General features: G+C 39.1%; 18 protein-coding genes. 6 read left to right on the top strand and 12 right to left on the bottom strand.

All coding sequences use genetic code 11. The features are described from left to right. Positions 1-18 precede the first annotated feature (18 nt). Positions 19-1,539 carry a Ppx/GppA family phosphatase gene (locus B0I26_RS00605; protein WP_111643537.1) on the bottom strand — a complete coding sequence of 507 codons (1,521 nt, stop codon included), beginning with the start codon at positions 1,537-1,539 and terminating at the stop codon, positions 19-21. Between the two features lie 115 nt (positions 1,540-1,654). On the opposite strand from B0I26_RS00605, the gene B0I26_RS00600 reads away from it, so the two are divergent. Both B0I26_RS00600 and B0I26_RS00595 read left to right on the top strand, forming a co-directional pair. Beyond that, on the top strand, positions 1,655-2,152 hold the full coding sequence (locus tag B0I26_RS00600) for a L,D-transpeptidase family protein (RefSeq protein ID WP_111643536.1): 498 nt from the start codon (positions 1,655-1,657) through the stop codon (positions 2,150-2,152). Between the two features lie 80 nt (positions 2,153-2,232). Then, on the top strand, positions 2,233-2,667 hold the full coding sequence (locus B0I26_RS00595; protein WP_111643535.1) for a YkyB family protein: 435 nt from the start codon (positions 2,233-2,235) through the stop codon (positions 2,665-2,667). Between the two features lie 39 nt (positions 2,668-2,706). On the opposite strand, the gene B0I26_RS00590 is transcribed toward B0I26_RS00595, so the two are convergent. Beyond that, complete coding sequence (locus tag B0I26_RS00590) at positions 2,707-3,612, bottom strand: chemotaxis protein (protein WP_111643885.1); 906 nt, start codon at positions 3,610-3,612, stop codon at positions 2,707-2,709. A 147-nt stretch (positions 3,613-3,759) separates the two neighbouring features. Next, on the bottom strand, positions 3,760-4,410 hold the full coding sequence (locus tag B0I26_RS00585; RefSeq protein ID WP_111643534.1) for a glycoside hydrolase domain-containing protein: 651 nt from the start codon (positions 4,408-4,410) through the stop codon (positions 3,760-3,762). A gap of 206 nt (positions 4,411-4,616) precedes the next feature. On the opposite strand from B0I26_RS00585, the gene B0I26_RS00580 reads away from it, so the two are divergent. Continuing rightward, positions 4,617-5,207 (top strand): TetR/AcrR family transcriptional regulator, encoded by a 591-nt coding sequence (locus B0I26_RS00580; RefSeq protein ID WP_111643533.1) that lies wholly within the window; start codon positions 4,617-4,619, stop codon positions 5,205-5,207. Positions 5,208-5,434: 227 nt separating this feature from the next. Here B0I26_RS00580 and B0I26_RS00575 read toward each other — a convergent pair whose 3' ends face one another. After that, positions 5,435-5,926 (bottom strand): DinB family protein, encoded by a 492-nt coding sequence (locus B0I26_RS00575; protein ID WP_181502654.1) that lies wholly within the window; start codon positions 5,924-5,926, stop codon positions 5,435-5,437. Positions 5,927-6,113: 187 nt separating this feature from the next. Here B0I26_RS00575 and B0I26_RS00570 point away from each other — a divergent pair, with 187 nt between their 5' ends. From B0I26_RS00570 to B0I26_RS00560, 3 genes are all read left to right on the top strand, one after another. Further along, a complete protein-coding gene (locus B0I26_RS00570) occupies positions 6,114-6,365 on the top strand; it encodes an IDEAL domain-containing protein (RefSeq protein ID WP_111643531.1) in 252 nt (83 codons plus the stop codon). Then, the gene (locus tag B0I26_RS00565; protein WP_181502653.1) at positions 6,352-6,603 is read left to right on the top strand and encodes an IDEAL domain-containing protein; all 252 of its coding nucleotides are present in this window, start codon (positions 6,352-6,354) and stop codon (positions 6,601-6,603) included. Before B0I26_RS00570 ends, B0I26_RS00565 begins: the two co-directional genes overlap by 14 nt. 168 nt (positions 6,604-6,771) lie before the next feature. Then, complete coding sequence (locus B0I26_RS00560; protein ID WP_111643529.1) at positions 6,772-7,926, top strand: aminotransferase A; 1,155 nt, start codon at positions 6,772-6,774, stop codon at positions 7,924-7,926. A gap of 83 nt (positions 7,927-8,009) precedes the next feature. On the opposite strand, the gene B0I26_RS18145 is transcribed toward B0I26_RS00560, so the two are convergent. The 8 genes from B0I26_RS18145 to ptsG form a co-directional block, all read right to left on the bottom strand. Next, a complete protein-coding gene (locus B0I26_RS18145) occupies positions 8,010-8,186 on the bottom strand; it encodes a hypothetical protein (RefSeq protein WP_181502652.1) in 177 nt (58 codons plus the stop codon). Positions 8,187-8,395: 209 nt separating this feature from the next. Next, positions 8,396-9,265: an NAD(P)-dependent oxidoreductase gene (locus B0I26_RS00555; RefSeq protein ID WP_220084964.1), complete on the bottom strand. Its 870-nt coding sequence runs from the start codon at positions 9,263-9,265 to the stop codon at positions 8,396-8,398. Positions 9,266-9,351: 86 nt separating this feature from the next. Further along, complete coding sequence (locus B0I26_RS00550; RefSeq protein ID WP_111643527.1) at positions 9,352-9,567, bottom strand: TM2 domain-containing protein; 216 nt, start codon at positions 9,565-9,567, stop codon at positions 9,352-9,354. A 76-nt stretch (positions 9,568-9,643) separates the two neighbouring features. Further along, on the bottom strand, positions 9,644-10,429 hold the full coding sequence (locus B0I26_RS00545; RefSeq protein WP_111643526.1) for an SDR family oxidoreductase: 786 nt from the start codon (positions 10,427-10,429) through the stop codon (positions 9,644-9,646). Between the two features lie 230 nt (positions 10,430-10,659). Further along, positions 10,660-12,642 (bottom strand): methyl-accepting chemotaxis protein, encoded by a 1,983-nt coding sequence (locus tag B0I26_RS00540; protein ID WP_111643525.1) that lies wholly within the window; start codon positions 12,640-12,642, stop codon positions 10,660-10,662. A 931-nt stretch (positions 12,643-13,573) separates the two neighbouring features. Further along, positions 13,574-15,292 (bottom strand): phosphoenolpyruvate--protein phosphotransferase, encoded by a 1,719-nt coding sequence (ptsP, locus tag B0I26_RS00530; protein WP_111643884.1) that lies wholly within the window; start codon positions 15,290-15,292, stop codon positions 13,574-13,576. 2 nt (positions 15,293-15,294) lie between these two features. Further along, a complete protein-coding gene (locus B0I26_RS00525) occupies positions 15,295-15,561 on the bottom strand; it encodes a phosphocarrier protein HPr (protein WP_111643523.1) in 267 nt (88 codons plus the stop codon). 107 nt (positions 15,562-15,668) lie between these two features. Further along, positions 15,669-17,693, bottom strand: a complete 2,025-nt coding sequence (gene ptsG / locus B0I26_RS00520; protein ID WP_111643522.1) for a glucose-specific PTS transporter subunit IIBC — start codon at positions 17,691-17,693, stop codon at positions 15,669-15,671. Positions 17,694-17,893 lie beyond the last annotated feature (200 nt).

Below are 17,893 nucleotides of genomic sequence, written 5' to 3'. Positions count from 1 at the left end.
GTTTTTAAATAAACATATTTAGTCAATGGAGTGAAAATGCAATTCAATCGTCCGTTTCCATACTTTCTCTAAATGCTTTTTATTCTTTTCTGCCTGATATTCCTCCGCTTTCCAATTGCCATGACAAAAAACATGCATAATGATTGCGCTGCTTCTCTTTTCCAAATGAACAGCATGAACAATATTCCGCTTTGTTTCATTCAAACTGTAGGCAAACTTTAATAACGCTCCAAGAAACCGCAATTTCTTTTGTTCATCGCGTGTAAACCAGTTTTGAAACGGCTCGATATATTGTTTGAAAACGGTTTTATTTTTATAAGAAGCGATAAGCGCAAGTTTCAGCCGCTCTTTATGCATCAAACCATCAATCGTGCGATTTGCTAAAATATAAAATGTGTGTTGGCTGCTTGATTCTTCATCGATATATTGCCCTAAATAAAACACGTAAGCTGCCCGTTTTAAATCGCGTATATCTTCATTTGTAAGCGAATATAAATCTAGGTAGCGAATTTGTTCTACAAGCTGAATGAGCAATTTGTTGACATGGCGCACATTATCTAAATTAATATTATAGTCTTCCGCTAGCTCAAAAAAACTTTCTTCAAGAACGTTAGGGAAAATCGGTGTTCCAAAAAACTCTTCATAAAATATACCATCGCGCAATCCTTTGCGGCTTAATATAAAAGAGGAAGCGTTAACCGTTTGATACAATATTTTAAACACTTCAACGGCCGGAATAATGATATCGGCCCGGTCTTTCGACAATCCTTCGAGCTTTTGGATTTGTTCAAACGTCAATGATGTCAGCAACCTGCGTACTTCAACGATATCATTTAAACCCATTTCATACTGATGAACACCAGCAAGCGGATATTTTTTTAATACTTGATGAATTTGCACTAAATTTCGTGCGCTCCCGCCGATGGCAATAATCGGTACTTTTTTATTGCCCAGCCATGGCAGTGATTGAAGCTGTTCTGCTATGTAGAAAGAAAGTCGTCTTAATTCTTCTTGGGTAGGAATATTGCCAGCAATGAACTTTTGTTTTAACGATAACGCACCAAATGGAAAGCTGTAATATTCAATAAGCTGACGGTCTTTATAATAGGTCAGCTCTGTGCTTCCGCCACCGATATCGATTGTAATTCCTTCTGTAATGGGGGTTGAATTAACAACCGCAAGAAAGCCATAGTAAGCCTCCTCGTATTCTGATAAAACTCGAATTTGAAAATCAGTTGTTTCTTCTACTAATTTTATGATATCATCCTTGTTTTTTGCCTGGCGAATCGTTGCGGTTGCAACACATTTCACATCGTGAATTTGGTGATGGCGAGTAATATCTTGAAAACTTAACAGCGTCTCCAGCAGCACGCGGATACCTTCTTCTGTTAAAACATCCTCTTCTGTTAAGTAATTGCGAAGCCGTGCTGCAGACTTCACGTTTTCGACTTCTTTCAAGCGCCCGCTTTTGTTGCGTTTATATATCACTAATCTTATCGTATTTGAGCCGATGTCAATAATACCGTATTTCTCCTTCATTTTATTTCATCCCTTGCTTTATTAAAAAAATATTGTCAATTTTGTTTTATTATATCATACTCTTTACTAAACCGCTGTTCATGCTTCCAAAAGCCAAAAAAGAGGGGGAAACCCTATGTACAAACATATTGTAAAACAAGGAGAAACCATCTCTTCCATTGCGACGGATTATCGCACCTCCGTACATGCTTTGTTAAATGCCAATCATTTAGCTGCATCTTCGGCTCTCGTTCCCGGTCAAGCCATCATCATTCCTCATCTTCCTGCAAAAGGCTCTATTCCATATACCATCCATATTTCTGTCAGCCGCCGGAAGTTAACACTAAAAAAGAAGGGAATCATCGTTCATGCGTATCCGATTGGTGTTGGAAAAATAGTGACGGCAACACCTGTTGGCGACTTTGTTATTGTCAATCGCCAACCGAATCCCGGTGGGCCGTTTGGCGTTATGTGGTTAAGCTTATCAAAGCTTCATTATGGTATTCACGGCACAAACAATCCGTCTTCCATCGGAAAAGCTGTATCAAAAGGATGCATCCGAATGTACAACAAAGACGTGCTAGAACTAGCTTCGGCTGTGCCAAATGGAACAGAAGTTTTCATCCGTCCATAACATCAAGAAATTTTGCAAACAAATGTTTTTAAAGTGTATAATAATGTCATAAGACAAGCTATTTGAAAAGGAGATTGTATATGGAACATTTAGAACCTTCAGTTGAAAATCTCGCCAAGGCGATTTTTACCGTAAACCGCCATGCGAAAACGGCATTAAACCCATCCTTTCTCTATCTTTTAAAGAAAAAAGCGATCGAAAAATTAATCAGCGAAGGAAAGGCGAAAAAGGTTGGGCTTCATTTCTCACCAAACCCAAAATACAGCAAACAACAGTCCGATGTACTCGTCTCTGTCGGCAATTACTATTTTCATATTCCTCCCACAAAAGAAGACTTCACACAACTCCCACATCTCGGCACATTAAACGGGACATATCGAAACCCTGTAGCAAAAATGCCGCTTTCTCAGGCTAAATCTTTATTGCAAGCATATACAGGTATTAACGAAGGGCCAGCACGCAAGCAAAAAACGTACCAAAAACCCATTTTTAAACGTTTAGGCGAAAGCTATTAATAAAAAAGGAGGCTGATGGATCAGCCTCTCGATCTTCTTTTATAAAATATTCTCATCAATCTTTTTCACAAGCTCGCCAATTTCTGGTTTGCTTACTTGTGCGGTTGCTCCAACCATTTCTCCTTTATGACGCAAATCATCTGTGATTAGCGACGAGAAAATAATGATCGGAAGCTTGTTCAAGCGGTCGTCTTCGCGAATGCGTTTTGTTAAATGATGTCCATCCATTTGCGGCATTTCAATATCTGTTATGACAAGCTGAACATCGCTCTCAATGCTTCTCCCTGTTTCAACAATGGATTGCAAATAGCGGAGCGCGTCTTCCCCGTTTTCAAAAAATTCAATATTCTCATATCCGGCTTCGGCCAACGTATCATGCAGCAATTTTCTTAGTAATGGAGAATCTTCTGCTACAACAAGCTTTTTATTGGAGCGCTCGCGCTTCCCTAATTTTTTTACCTGATTGACATTAATTCCCGATTCCGGATTAATATCGACAATCATTTTTTCAAAGTCTAATAACAGAATCATTTGACCGTTTAATTTAACGACGCCGATAATTTGGCTCTCAAGACCTTGATACATTTGTGAAGGCTTTTCGATTTGCTTCCAAGAAATGCGATGAATTTGCGTCACAGCATGTACGTGAAACACGATTTTTTGTTTATTAAACTCCGCTACAATGAACTTATCACCCGCTGGATTGTCAGAAGGCGGGAAATTAAGAGCCTTAGCTACATCAACAACCGGAAGAATTTCACCGCGCAGCTCGATAATTCCCTCAATATAATGATGTGAATGCGGGACCTTCGTCACAGGAACCGGGTTAATAATTTCTTTTACTTTAATGACATTAATGCCGAATTTATTGTTGCCAATTCCAAATTCAACAATTTCCAATTCATTTGTGCCGCTTTCAAGCAAAATCCCTTTTTGTTGGTCCATAAACAAAATACGCCCTTCCCTCATAAAAGTAATCTACCTTTATTATATTGGTCAGTCTGTCAATTTGAAAGTCTAAAAATAACAATATGTAAAAGAGAGGCTATCCTCTAGCGATTTATCTTGATAGATGAGTCAGCCTCTTACCTCTTAATATAAAAATTCCAATAAGCGGCGGTCTGCAAGATTTGTATCAATCGGACAAGCCTCTGCATCGCGCCCATATTGCCATGCCCATACATTCGCTTTGCAGTTCGGTGCAGCCGGCTTATATTTCGGTGCCCGTTGTTCTTTTGTTGTACCAGGACGAGGAGCGGAACTCCAAATCACTGTTTGTACAGCGACTTGATTATTATTTTTTACAGCTTCACAATACGCTTGGGCAAAATCCCCTTTCGTCGGGTCAGCATAAATTCCAGGACGATAGCCAGTTGGGTAAAGCGTCTCCGTCCAAGCCCGAATCCATTCCTCATCGACCGGAAAATAATCTTCAATATTAGCAAATAGCACTTTATTTTTCGGAATCCCAAGGCGGCGTGCATGAAATACGGCATTGCGTGCCACCACCTGGCCATTGTTGTAACCGATCGCTTCACGAAACACATTATAAATCGGCAAGATTTTTACTCCGTAATTTCGAATTAACGTGATTTCCTCTTTCGTCAAACCATCAGAAACATTCGGAACATCTGTTAAATAACGCCCCCAAAACTTCGGATAACCAAGCTCATTTTTTACACAATAAAATAATTGTTCCGTTACCTTTGCTGCTGAGTCAACACCCCAAACCGTTCTTGCCATCTTCTCCCTTCCTTTCCTGCAATCATTCTTTTTCATGTATATGACAATACGGTTTGTCTCGTTTACATCCACAGTCGCTATTTCCTGTTTATTTACGCAGTTATACTTATTTTCTACAAATTTTACATGATGTAAAAAATTTTTCTCTTTTACATAAAAAACCATTATAATAGGAAATATAGTCTATTGACTTCGGGAGGTCTTGGATGAATAGGTGGAAACAAAAAGAAAAAATAAGGAAATTACTGCAGCAAAAAGCACTAGAATTATTTAAATCTCAAGGCTATCACCAAACAACCATTATGCAAATTACAGAAAGCGCCGGTTTGGCAAAAGGTACATTTTTTAATTACTTTCGTACAAAAGAAGAGATTTTATACGCGATTAACGATTGGCATATGCGCTTAATCGAGCCGGAAATTCAGAATCCTGCCAACACTAGCAGCTTAACCGAGCAGATTTATACATTGTTAAGGAAACTAGCAAGCATAACTGAAGAATTAGGTCAAGAATTCATGAAATCTTTTTTTTATGTTTCTAGCATTGGAAATGGAAAACAAAAAAATGAAAATAATTATATGCAAATGCTTATCAACACCTTTTCTCCTTTGTTTGCTCAAGGACAAGCATCAGGAGAATTTCGTGATGATTTGCCTACAGATGTCATCGCTTCTACCTTTTCGCACGTTTATTTCGGAACATTGTATTATTGGTGCACAAATACCGCCTCACCGCCGCTAAAAGAACTTCTCGAAAAGACGTTTATGCTCTTTTTAACCGGCATCCGGAAAACTTAGCTGAAAAAGAAAAAGGTCGGCTCTCTCGAAGGAAATAAGTTCATACAGAGAAAGCCAGACCCTTTTATTTTTTTAATCACGCTGTCTAAAGAAATCATTTCCCTCTCTTCTCCATGCTTTACATCCATTCAAAATTACAACGTCACATACAGCTCAACCCAAAAACAAAGTGTCCCCCGCCACACAATATAAGTACATGATGATGTATAGTGCGTGAGGTTAGACACTTATGATTTAGCCTCATTTTCTTTTAAGAAGTGAATATAATCTGTGGCAATTGAATTGTATCCTGCTTGATGTAACACTGCAGAAATATTCCCGCGGTAGTATGTTCCATCATTAACGATATGATAAATGATCTCCAATATCGTATTAGACCTTCTTTCTCCTTTATCGTTCGTGTATGAGACAACAGCACTCACATCTTCTACATCACTGACAAAGTTTCGTAAATCCTCGAAAAACCGGACATATGCTAATATAAATTGCTTAACAGGCCAACCGTATTTTCCTTCGACCTCGATGTGTTCGTTTCCTTTCATGCGCTCAAGCCAAAGTTCATCAACTGCCAACATATGAACAAGAACAGACTCAATATTAGGAAATACGCTGTTGATTGGCAATGTCAAAACACTGTGCGGTAACCTCTGCAAATAGTTCAATAATTTTTCCGTTGCCCAGCAATGATATTGAACAAGCTTCATCGCAATTTGTTTCATGGCACTCCTCCGCATTGTTTTTTAATATTATACGTTACCTAATGTATAGCTAGAAGCAACACGAAAAACACTCTTCACTTTTTAACAAAAATTACTATGTTCAGATTTATCTAAATATTCTTTACTTTTTCGTAAAAAACAACGATAATATAAAAAAGGGAACTTTCCCGAAAAGGAGGAATGACCAATGTATGAAAAACAATATCCTCATGAAGGCATGATCGTCTTTGTTAAAAAGGAAGAGCCTAACGGCTACGAACATGTAGCACAACTTATTATTGAGCAATCACTTTTTCAATACGAAAAGAAAAAACTAATGGAACAAATTGACGAGGCTTTAATAGCTGGAAATAAATCATTATTCCTTGAATTATCATCTCAATACAATAAATTGCTTGAAAAATATGGATACTGGAGGAATAAGCATGAAAACGCATAAAAAATGCTATAAGCTTATAAAAACCTCGAAAAAGCAGGTTGCAACCTTTGGTTTATCCCCTGAGCAATGGTTTACTCTTCAGCTAGAAGCGCAGCTGTTTTTAGATGAAATGTGCTACCGTTTTAACAAACAACGCCTTGAGATGTTGATGAATGATGCCATTGAAAAAAAAGACAAAAAACGCTTTATGGAAATAGCAGCAATATATTCACAATATATAGGGGCCGAGAATCAATGATCGAATGTGAAGCCTGTTGTCTCTGCCCTAACAAAACGATAAAGTGAGTGACTTCTTCAAATAAACTAAGAAGGAGACACTCACTTTTCATTTTCTTTTTCACTAGTGACGATGAACAAAACATTGTAAAATATACACTATAAATGACAATGGAAGGATGAACAATTAGTGGAACATCTCGTTAATTCACGTGTAAAAGACATTGAAATCTCTGGGATTCGTAAATTTTTCAATATGGTCGCTAACTCTCCTAACCTTATTTCCTTAACCATTGGCCAGCCTGATTTTCCAACGCCTGAACATGTGAAAGAAGCTGGCAGCCGGGCAATTGCTGACAATTTTACGACTTATACACATAACGCAGGATTCCTTGAATTGCGGAAAGCAGCATGTGAATTTGTCCAGCAAAAATACGGTCTTACATACGATTTCGAACAGGAAGTAATTGTGACCGTCGGGGCAAGTCAAGCGATTGATATTGCCTTCCGGACAATTTTAGAAGAAGATGTTGAAGTGATTTTACCTGGTCCCGTTTATCCTGGATACGAACCAATTATAAAGATGTGCGGGGCAAAACCCGTTTATGTCGATACTCGTGAAAACGGTTTTCGCCTCACAGCAGAACTGGTAGAGCCATTTATTAATGAGAATACTCGCTGCATCGTATTGCCATATCCGTCTAATCCAACAGGCGTGACACTATCTGAACAAGAGATTCTAGAGCTTGCCAATTTATTAAAAGACAAGCCGATTTGGATTTTATCTGACGAAATTTACAGCGAACTCGTTTATGCAGGTACGCACCAATCAATCGCCAAATGGCTGCGCGAGAAAACGATTGTGATTAACGGTTTAAGCAAATCGCACTCGATGACCGGATGGCGCATCGGCTTTTTGTTTGCTTCGGCATTTTTGACAGCACATATGTTAAAAGTGCATCAATATAGCGTTTCCTGCACATCGTCCATTTCCCAAAAAGCGGCCTTTGAAGCGTTGACAACAGGATTTAATGACGCCGACTATATGCGCAAGCAATATAAAAAACGGCGCGATTATGTATACAAACGTTTAACCGAAATGGGACTTGAGGTTGAAAAACCGACGGGCGCATTTTATATGTTCCCTTCCATCAAAAAATTCGGCAAAACTTCCTTTGATTTCGCTCTTGATTTAGTCAACCAGGCGGGAGTTGCCGTTGTTCCGGGAAGCGCCTTTTCCAAATACGGTGAAGGCTATGTGCGCCTTTCCTATGCCTACTCGCTGGAAACATTAGAAAAAGGATTAGATCGTCTCGAACGATATATTAAGACCATCTCTAAATAACAAAAAACGAGGCTGGCCCAAAAATCGATCACAATATAAGTGTATCATGTAAAATCTACTTAGGTCAGCCCTCTTTTACTGCATTATCCTTTATATTCTCCATCATTCTTCGACACTTTTTCTTTTTTCGCTTTATCTTTATGAATTTTATTTGCGGCTGCGCTGCCAAGTTCGTGGCTGAATTCAGAATCAATCACACTCGAATCAAAGTCTTTTTTATTTTTTTGCTGCGGATCATTTTTTTTCGTCCGTTTTGCCATGATAAAGTCACACTCCTTTAAACAAATGAAAAGCACATCTTTATGTTGTGATAAACCGATACGAATTATGCATTTAGCACAAGAATCCGTTTTCCCGATTAAAAATGATAAATTCCGATTCAGCCCATGCAATTCATTCAGTTGCCCTTCGTTTTCCGTTTAATAAAAAGCAAAAAAGCTGCCCTCTTTTAAACAGGCAGCTTGTCCGTTTAATTGACATACTTTTTGTATAACGCTTGTGTACCGCTATTTTCTTCACCTTTTGCCGCTAGTTCCTCGTACATGGATTTGGCAAGTTCAAGACCTGGCAGCTGAAGCCCAAGTCTTTCTGCTTCCTCTAACGCAATTTTCATATCTTTAATAAAATGCTTAATATAAAAGCCTGGTTCAAAATCCCCAGCCATCATCCGCGGTGCCAAGTTGCTTAACGACCAACTTCCTGCTGCTCCAGTGGAAATGCTCTCTAATACTTTCACAAGATCTAATCCTGCACGTTTTGCATAGGCTAACGCTTCACATACGCCAATCATATTGGTGGCAATCGCAATTTGATTGCACATTTTTGTATGCTGACCCGCTCCGGCTTTTCCTTGTAAAACAATATTTTTTCCTAAAACTTCAAAAATGGGTTTGCATTCATAAAAAGCTGCTTCGTCTCCCCCGACCATAATCGCCAGCCGCGCCTCTCTGGCGCCAATGTCACCACCTGAGACAGGAGCATCTAACGCATACATCTTCTTGACCTTAGCCGCTTCATAAATCCGCTCAGCAAGCGATGGTGTCGAAGTTGTCATATCAATCAAATATGTACCCTCTCTGGCATGTTCAATAATCCCATTGTCTCCAAAGTACACCTCTTCTACATCACGCGGCTCACCAACCATTGTAATAATCACGTCCGCTTCTTTGGCAAGAGCAGCAACCGTTTCTTTCCAGACAGCCCCTTCATTCAGTAAATCGGCTGCCTTTTCTTTCGTGCGTGTATAAACAATGAGCGGATAACCGGCTTTTAATAGATTGCGAGCCATACTTTTTCCCATTACCCCAAGACCGATAAAGCCTATTGTTTTCTTACTCATTTCCATCCCCTTCCAAATCGGATGATTTTAAGAATTTTCTTCTCCATTTTTTAACACGAAAATAAAGCCTTGCTTGTTACAAGACTCTACTCTCTCATATAATCATTGTACTTTCGATTGAATTCCTCATCAGATTGGACTAAATATAGAATTCCTTCAATCAAACCGATGATACTTGGTATCCCTGTCCAAGCAAATATTAAATAAAGAATTCCCTGTCCTAGTTTTCCTAAATAAAATTTATGAATTCCAAGACCTCCTAATAAAATGGCTAAAATCCCTGCCACCACTTTATTTTTCAAAGCTGTCGCTCCTTTCTCTTTGAGGGTGCATACTTCATTTTATTCCCTCAAAAGAGAAAGTAGCACATTCATTTCATCAAATCGCCTTCACCATTCCCCCATCAACAATAAACGACTGTCCCGTCATATAGGAATTCGCATCAGAAAGCAGGAACGTAACAACTTTGGCAAACTCTTCAGGTGTTCCATAACGCCCGAGTGGAATGGTGCTTTTCACACGCTGCTCCACTTCTTCTTTAGAGATTCCTAGTTTCTCAGCATTGAGTTGGTCTAAAAAGGCAACGCGTTCTGTTGCGATTCTCCCTGGAGCAACCGTATTAATCAAAATATTGTATGGTGCAAACTCCTGAGCTAACGTCTTCGTTAAACCAACAATGCCTGTACGGAACGTATTGGAAAGAAGCAGCCCAGGAATCGGCTCTTTAATCGATGAGGAAGCAATGTTAACAATTTTCCCGCCGTTTTGCTTTAAGTAAGGAAGAGCTTGACGAATAATGCGAATATAGCTGAGTAAATTTAATTCAAATGCTTTATACCAGTCCTCATCACTGATTGTTTCAAAAGTTCCTGCCGGTGGTCCGCCTGCATTGTTAACAAGTAAATGAATGGAATGAAACGTTTCTGCTGTTTTTTGAATCAGATTTTCAATATCTTCTTTTCTAGTGATATCAGCTTTTACATAGGCAACTTTTCCTTTATTATATGATTGTAGTTGTTCGGCTACCTCTTTTAATTTCTCCTCGCTGCGGCTAGTAATCATTACATTCGCGCCTTCAAGAACAAGCTGTTCAGCAATCGCTTTGCCTAATCCCTGGCTGGAAGCAATAACGATCGCCGTTTTACCTGCCAAATTTAGCTCCATTTTCCCACTCCTATCCATGTATGTAATATAGCTTTATTATAAAGCATTTTTTGAAGAAAATGGAGCAAATGACAGAAGAAAAATTACGAATATTTCTAATAATAATTTACGTAAAAAAGGACTGACCCAAATGCAAAGTGTCAGACCCCGCAATAACGCTCGAATAAATGAACTTTATATCGGAAATGCACGTAAAGTCAAACACTTATGAGTCAGTCCACTTTATATTTTTATATTCTGAATCTTTCCACTAGCTCTTGAAGCTGTTTGCTCATTTGGTTCAGAGTTTCTATAGATTCAGTGACGGTGCTTAATGCGCGGAGCTGGTCTTCGGCAGAAGCAGCAACTTCCTCAGCAGCAGCTGCTGATTGCTCAGAAATAGCCGAAATACTCTGAATCGCTTCCATCACTTTGTTTTTATTTTCGTTCATACTTTTTACTTCATTTGTAATGTGAGAAATCGAGGCTGACAACTCTTCCATTACGGAAACAATTTTCATAAAGGAATCTGAGGTTGTCTGTACAGCTGCCTGCTGCTCATTATACATTGTTTTTGAACGGTCAACAGCTTTCATAGCTAAGTCCACCTGCTGCTGAATGGTCGCAATCGTTCCACGAATTAGTTCTGTTGCTTGTGCCGACTGCTCAGCTAAATTTCGAACCTCTTCAGCAACGACGGCAAACCCTTTTCCGTGCTCTCCTGCCCGCGCTGCCTCAATGCTGGCATTAAGTGCTAATAAATTCGTTTGCGCAGAAATAGCTGTAATGGTTTGAATCACTTCATCAATTTTCTTCATTTTTTCTACTAAATCACCCATTACCTTTTCAACGGCTTGTAACTCGCCTCTCGCCTCATTCGATTTCATTTGCAACTCATTCAGTTTTTCCAAACCATTATAGCTTGCTTCTTTCGTATTATCGGACAGCATGTGCATTTCCGTCGCAGATTGTGCTACCGTCTCTATCTGTTTGGATAATGCTGTTGTTTGATGATTCATTGCATCAAGGTCGCTTGCCTGCTCAGTTGCTCCTTTTGCAATATCATTAATCGCACCTGTTACTTGTTCACTCGTCGCCATCGTTTCTTCAGAAACAGCACTTAAATGATCGGACGATGCCGCCAGCTCATTAATCGAATCATTGACTTGATGAATAAGAGCGCGCATTTCACTTACCATATCATTAAAATGGGTAGAAAGCTGTCCAATTTCATCTTTTGCTTTACTTTGAACATGTACAGTTAAATCTCCTGCTGCCACCTTCTGAACTTGGTCTTTTAAATAAACAAGAGGTTTAACAATGGAGCGTGACAATAAATAAACAGCAGCAATAGCAACAATAACAGCAATGAGCGAAATGACAATCATTTTCGCGGTAATTGAACTGCTTACTGCAAGAAGGTTAGCTTCTTTATACACCGCCCCGACTTTCCAGCCTAATTTTGGAACAGTGGCAAAATGTACAATTCTCTTCTCATTATTTTCAGTCTCATATTCAATGACCCCAGAGTCTTTTGTAAACATTTTCTTTACTACTTCATTTCCAGACATATCTTTTCCTTTGTATTCTGGATGCACAACAGCGAAGCCATTTTGATCAAATAAAAATGGGTAACCTTTATACCCGACCTCTAAGTCGCTTACTACTTTTGCTAATGTATCTAACGACATATCAATGCCGATAACACCTAAAATGCGGTTTCCTTCTCTCACTGCTTTGGCAAGTGTAACGATATGTTTATTTGTCACTGCATCAACATACGGCTCTGTCCACGCCACTTCCCCAGTATTTTCCACCGCTTTTTTATACCATGGACGCGATGTTGGGTCATAATCATCAGGAAATTGAACGGCAGGTGTTGCATATATTTTTTTACTTTCAGTTCCAACATAAATTAATTGAACATCTTTATGATTTTTTGTAAACGTACGAAATTCTTGATTGACAGACGGCCATTCTTTATGCTCAGGATTTTTTAACATTTGCAGCATAAGCGACGATTCACTAAATTGCCGTAATCCGTTTTCTTCACTTTTAAAAACGTTTTCAATATCGGCTACTAACCCGTCAACAAGGGATGCTGCACGTTTATTTGCGTCCTCTTTTATAATCTCTGTCGTTTCTACTACTCCTACTATTTGTGTGATTGCCAGCGAAACGACAAGTAGCGCTGTCATTAACACAATCAACTTCGTTTGCAACGTCTTAAACACTTTCTGTCTTCCCCTTTCGAGCCTTCTACACTTATTTGATTGTTTTCTTAATATAGTCAAATTTTGTTTTTATTATAATGTATTGCCATAATCATCGTCTATAGGAGTGTTTTCTCATTCGTAATTAAGAGCTTACTATTTTTTACAACGGAGACTAATATCAAAAGAGGGGAACAACATGGGAGCCAGCAAGAGAAACCGGAAAATACAAAGCTGTTTGTTTGTTGAAGAAATCCTTTTTACATTTAGCGGAACAAAACGAATCGTTCATTGATAATTATTTGCGAAATTTAAGATGAGGAAGCAATAAACAGGTGTAAATTCCTTGGACAACGGTTGTTACCAATAAAATTTTCTTTATTTTCAAAATATTAATATTATACAAATAAATAAAATATATAGTTAAAATTACCTAAATTGAATATTTTTAGATTCATCACAACAAAATGCACTTGGCAAACAATGATTTTGTGAAATGTGTGTTACCACCTGTTATTTATTTCACTTTTATTTAGATATAAATGATTCTTAATCACACTTCTGTTAAAAAATCAAGTATATCTTTAAGTGAAAAAACTATTTTTAATAGATTTATTAACACATAATCATACATCCCATTTATAGTGAGGTGGGTGAAACATTGTACAAAAATATATGTTTTCGATGAAGATGTGCTTAAAAAAACGATTATTCACAACTATACAAAAAAAAGATTTTCATGACTTAATCCGTATTCAGCAGGGGAGCATTCCTGTCCAAATCGTAGAAAACTATTTAGAAGATGAAAAGTCATTAAATCACAATGGCGCAATCCATTTAAGAAAAGCGGAGACGATCCGATCGCCTAACACCATAGGAAATAGTAGAAAATATATAGTAAGAGGCTGTCTCAAGCGAAGGGTCAAACCCTTATGAGACAGCCTCTTATTGTTTATTCAATATGAAACGTTTCCTTGACAAACGCAACTACTTCTTCAGCTGTACGCATACTTAAAATGGTTTCCTTAAATCTTGCTGCCTCTTCTTTTGATAGCTTCTTCATCTGCGAACGCGCCCGCAATATCGAGGTTGCGCTCATGCTGAACTCGTCCAATCCTAAGCCGAGCAAAATTGGGATAGCTATTGCGTCCCCAGCCATTTCACCGCACATTCCCGCCCACTTTCCTTCTTTATGAGCGGCATCAATCACACTGCTAATAAGGCGCAAAATCGCCGGGTTATACGGCTGATACAAATACGAAATTCTTTCATTCATGCGGTCGGCTGCCATTGTATATTGGATTAAATCGTTTGTTCCAATACTAAAGAAATCGACTTCTTTTGCAAATTGATCAGCTAAAATAGCAGCAGCTGGAATTTCAACCATCATACCAACTTCGATATTGTCAGACACTTGCACTCCTTCTGCTTGAAGCTTTGCTTTTTCCTCTAACAGAATCGCTTTCGCTTGACGGAATTCATCAAGTGTCGCAATCATCGGAAACATGATTTTCAAGTTGCCATACACGCTCGCGCGCAACAAAGCACGAAGCTGCGTGCGGAACATATCTTGCATTTCTAAGCAAAGACGAATCGCCCGGAATCCTAAGAACGGATTCATTTCTTTTGGAAGATCAAGATATGGAAGCTCTTTATCTCCGCCGATATCAAGTGTTCGGACGACAACAGGCTTTCCGTCCATGCGCTCTAATACGGTTTTGTATGCTTCAAATTGCTCTTCTTCTGTCGGTAATTGATCTCGTCCCATATAAAGGAATTCAGTACGATATAAACCGATTCCTTCGGCACCGTTTTCCAGTACACCTTTGACATCATCCGGAGTTCCAATGTTTGCTGCGAGTTCGACATGATGGCCATCTTTTGTTATTGTACGTTCATTCACAAGTTTTGCCCATTCAGCCTTTTGCGCCGCAAAATGAGCACGCTTTTTCTCATATTCAGCAACAACTTCAACAGACGGATTCACAATCACTTTTCCGTGCAAACCGTCTACAATCACAATGTCACCATTTTGAATTTCCGCCGTAACTGACTTTGTTCCGACTACGGCTGGGATTTCCATCGAGCGAGCCATAATCGCTGAATGAGATGTACGCCCCCCGATGTCAGTTGTGAACCCCTTCACATATTTACGATTCAATTGCGCTGTATCAGAAGGTGTTAAATCCTCAGCAATAATAATCACTTCTTCCGAAATCATGCTCGGATTAGAAACGCTGACTCCAAGCAAATGGGCAAGCACCCGTGTCGTTACGTCGCGAATGTCAGCAGCACGTTCCTTCATATATTCATTATCCATTGATTCAAACATTGTAATAAACATGCTGGCTGTTTCACGCAATGCATATTCTGCATTTACGCTTTCTGTTTCAATTTTTTCTTTAACAGGATTCAACAACTCAGGATCACTTAAAACGAGAAGGTGCGCAGAAAAAATCGCAGCTTTATCTTCCCCTAATTCCTCAAGTGCACGAGCTCTAATCGTTTCAAGCTCTTCTTTTGCTTTGGCGATTGCCGCTTCAAATCGGGCAACCTCCTCCGCAACATTTGAAATAGCTTTCTTCTCAACTGTTAAATCGGGATTTTCTAAGCGGTACGCCTTGGCGATGGCGATACCGCTTGATGCAGCAATCCCTTCAAGTACTTTCATCATTATTGTGCTAAACCTTCTTTTGCTAAAGTTTCTGTTAAAAAGGCAATAGCTTCTGCTGCATCGCTTCCTTCAGCTACGATTTTAATTTCCGCACCTTGAGGGATTCCTAAAGACATAACACCCATAATGGATTTTAAGTTTACTGTCTTACCGTTATATTCTAAATTAATGTCACTGTCAAATTTGCTTGCCGCCTGTACAAGCATTGTCGCTGGACGAGCATGGATACCAGATTCAGAAGTTACTTTAAAGATTTTTTCTGCCATGGCGATCATTCTCCTTTATTCAATAATTTTTTATTATCATGATACCAAACAGGTATCTCATAAAACAATTGAACCAACTTAGACTGCTGACTAAATTTTACGCAATGTTATTGTTTCTCAATTGTCACAATACGCTCTTCAGACTTAGACACTTTTCCTTGTTTTTCAATCTTTACATACTCATTCGGCTGTAAATTTGTAAAGATAACAGGAGTAATAATAGAAGGTGCATGATTTTTTACATACTCGAGATCGACTTTTAATAATTCCTGACCTTTCTTCACTTCATCGCCTTGCGCGACAAGAGCTTCAAACCCCTCACCGTTTAGTTTCACTGTATCAATACCGAAGTGAATTAAAATTTCACGGCCATTCGCAGATTCAATGCCGATTGCATGTTTTGTCGGGAACACATTGACGATTTTTCCATCAACTGGAGATACGACAATTCCCTCTGTCGGCATAATCGCAAATCCGTCACCCATCATTTTTTGCGAAAATACTTGATCTGGCACTTCAGAAAGCGGGAGTACTTCACCGCTTAACGGTGCTGCGATTACTTCTCTTTCTTCATTCGTTACAGGAGCTGATTTTTTCGGCTCATCCTTCACTTTTACCGGAGTGCGCCCTTCCATAATATCTTTCATTTGGGTTTTCAGAATATCTGACTTAGGACCAAAAATGGCTTGAATATTATTGCCTACTTCAAGAACTCCTGCCGCACCTAATGCTTTTAGGCGGTCTTTATCAACATTCTTAATATCGTTAACAGAGACGCGCAAACGTGTAATGCAAGCATCTAAGTGAGCGATGTTCTCTTTTCCGCCCAATGCCGCTAATACTTCATGCGGAAGATCTCCTGCACTAGCTGCTGTCTCTGTCACTTCCTCTGTCACAACTTCACGTCCAGGAGTTGCTAAGTTCCATTTGCGAATCGCAAAGCGGAAGCCAAAGTAATAAATGACAGCAAATACTAATCCAACCGGAATAACAAGCCACCAATCAGTGCGGTTTGGCAATACACCGAATAGTAAGAAATCGATGACGCCGCCTGAGAATGTCATTCCGATTTTAACATTTAGCATGTGCATAAGCATAAATGAAAGCCCTGCAAAAATTGTATGAATTGCAAACAAAACTGGAGCAACGAATAAGAATGAAAACTCAATTGGTTCGGTAATACCTGTCAAAAACGATGTTAATGCTGCTGAACCCATAATACCGGCAACTACTTTTTTGTTTTCTGGACGTGCTTCATGATAAATCGCTAAAGCCGCTGCCGGAAGGCCAAACATCATAAACGGGAATTTCCCTGTCATAAATGTACCAGCTGTTAATTCTACTCCATCTTTCAATTGCTCAAAGAAGATTTTTTGGTCGCCTCGTACCACTTCGCCGGCTTTATTAATATACTCACCGAATTCAAACCAGAATGGCGAATAAAAAATGTGGTGGAGACCAAATGGAATTAAAGCGCGTTCAATGACGCCGAAAATAAAAGCTGCCGCTGTTTTATTGGCATCAATCATATTATGCGAAAACGCGTTTAAGCCATGTTGAATTGGCGGCCAAATGAAAATCATCACAATTCCTAAAACAAGTGCTGATACCGCTGTAATAATTGGAACAAATCGTTTACCTGCAAAGAATCCAAGATATTGCGGCAATTCAATGTTAAAATATTTGTTATACATATATGCCGCTAAAATACCAACAATAATCCCACCAAAAACGCCTGTTTGTAATGTCGGAATACCTAATACATTCGCATACGATGGGTCTGTTCCAATCATTTCAGGAGTTACTCCTAAAATGACGCTCATTGTAACATTCATGACAAGATATCCGATAATCGCTGCCAGTCCGGCAACACCATCCCCACCTGCTAAACCGACAGCAACCCCGACTGCAAATAGCAAGGAAAGATTCGAAAACACGATGCCGCCAGATTGCTCCATCACCTGAGCAACCATCGCAATCCACTCAGCTTTTAATGCTGGAACTTTGTCCGTCAACGCCGGGTTCTGCAAAGCATTTCCTAAAGCCAGCAGAATACCGGCAGCCGGTAAAATCGCCACAGGCAGCATAAGCGCTTTACCGACTTTTTGCAATGTGCCAAACGCTTTTTTCATCAAAATTCCCTCCTTATATTACTTACTGTTATTCTGTGCAACAAACTTCATTTATTTTCATACAACCTTTGTGAATGAAGCAACACAGCATCCTTTCCAGTTATTCACTATAAGTCAGACATCTGACGAATGTAAGCATTTGCATTTTTAAAAAATAAAAGGCATGAGTAAAAAAGAGCAAAACAGCGCCACCAAAAGCT

The organism is Paranoxybacillus vitaminiphilus, assembly GCF_003259935.1.
GTDB classification, from domain to species: domain Bacteria; phylum Bacillota; class Bacilli; order Bacillales; family Anoxybacillaceae; genus Paranoxybacillus; species Paranoxybacillus vitaminiphilus.
The sequence above is the reverse complement of the archived record's forward strand: the minus strand, read 5'-3'. Positions and strand labels throughout refer to the sequence as shown.

What these genes read in the sequence shown, in the direction of transcription:
- B0I26_RS00605 (WP_111643537.1), bottom strand. Translation starts at nt 1,539, where the DNA reads ATGAAGGAGAAATACGGTATTATTGACATCGGCTCAAATACGATAAGA.
- B0I26_RS00600 (WP_111643536.1), top strand. Translation starts at nt 1,655, where the DNA reads ATGTACAAACATATTGTAAAACAAGGAGAAACCATCTCTTCCATTGCG.
- B0I26_RS00595 (WP_111643535.1), top strand. Translation starts at nt 2,233, where the DNA reads ATGGAACATTTAGAACCTTCAGTTGAAAATCTCGCCAAGGCGATTTTT.
- B0I26_RS00590 (WP_111643885.1), bottom strand. Translation starts at nt 3,612, where the DNA reads ATGGACCAACAAAAAGGGATTTTGCTTGAAAGCGGCACAAATGAATTG.
- B0I26_RS00585 (WP_111643534.1), bottom strand. Translation starts at nt 4,410, where the DNA reads ATGGCAAGAACGGTTTGGGGTGTTGACTCAGCAGCAAAGGTAACGGAA.
- B0I26_RS00580 (WP_111643533.1), top strand. Translation starts at nt 4,617, where the DNA reads ATGAATAGGTGGAAACAAAAAGAAAAAATAAGGAAATTACTGCAGCAA.
- B0I26_RS00575 (WP_181502654.1), bottom strand. Translation starts at nt 5,926, where the DNA reads ATGAAACAAATTGCGATGAAGCTTGTTCAATATCATTGCTGGGCAACG.
- B0I26_RS00570 (WP_111643531.1), top strand. Translation starts at nt 6,114, where the DNA reads ATGTATGAAAAACAATATCCTCATGAAGGCATGATCGTCTTTGTTAAA.
- B0I26_RS00565 (WP_181502653.1), top strand. Translation starts at nt 6,352, where the DNA reads ATGAAAACGCATAAAAAATGCTATAAGCTTATAAAAACCTCGAAAAAG.
- B0I26_RS18145 (WP_181502652.1), bottom strand. Translation starts at nt 8,186, where the DNA reads ATGGCAAAACGGACGAAAAAAAATGATCCGCAGCAAAAAAATAAAAAA.
- B0I26_RS00555 (WP_220084964.1), bottom strand. Translation starts at nt 9,265, where the DNA reads ATGAGTAAGAAAACAATAGGCTTTATCGGTCTTGGGGTAATGGGAAAA.
- B0I26_RS00545 (WP_111643526.1), bottom strand. Translation starts at nt 10,429, where the DNA reads ATGGAGCTAAATTTGGCAGGTAAAACGGCGATCGTTATTGCTTCCAGC.
- ptsP (WP_111643884.1), bottom strand. Translation starts at nt 15,292, where the DNA reads ATGAAAGTACTTGAAGGGATTGCTGCATCAAGCGGTATCGCCATCGCC.
- B0I26_RS00525 (WP_111643523.1), bottom strand. Translation starts at nt 15,561, where the DNA reads ATGGCAGAAAAAATCTTTAAAGTAACTTCTGAATCTGGTATCCATGCT.
- ptsG (WP_111643522.1), bottom strand. Translation starts at nt 17,693, where the DNA reads ATGAAAAAAGCGTTTGGCACATTGCAAAAAGTCGGTAAAGCGCTTATG.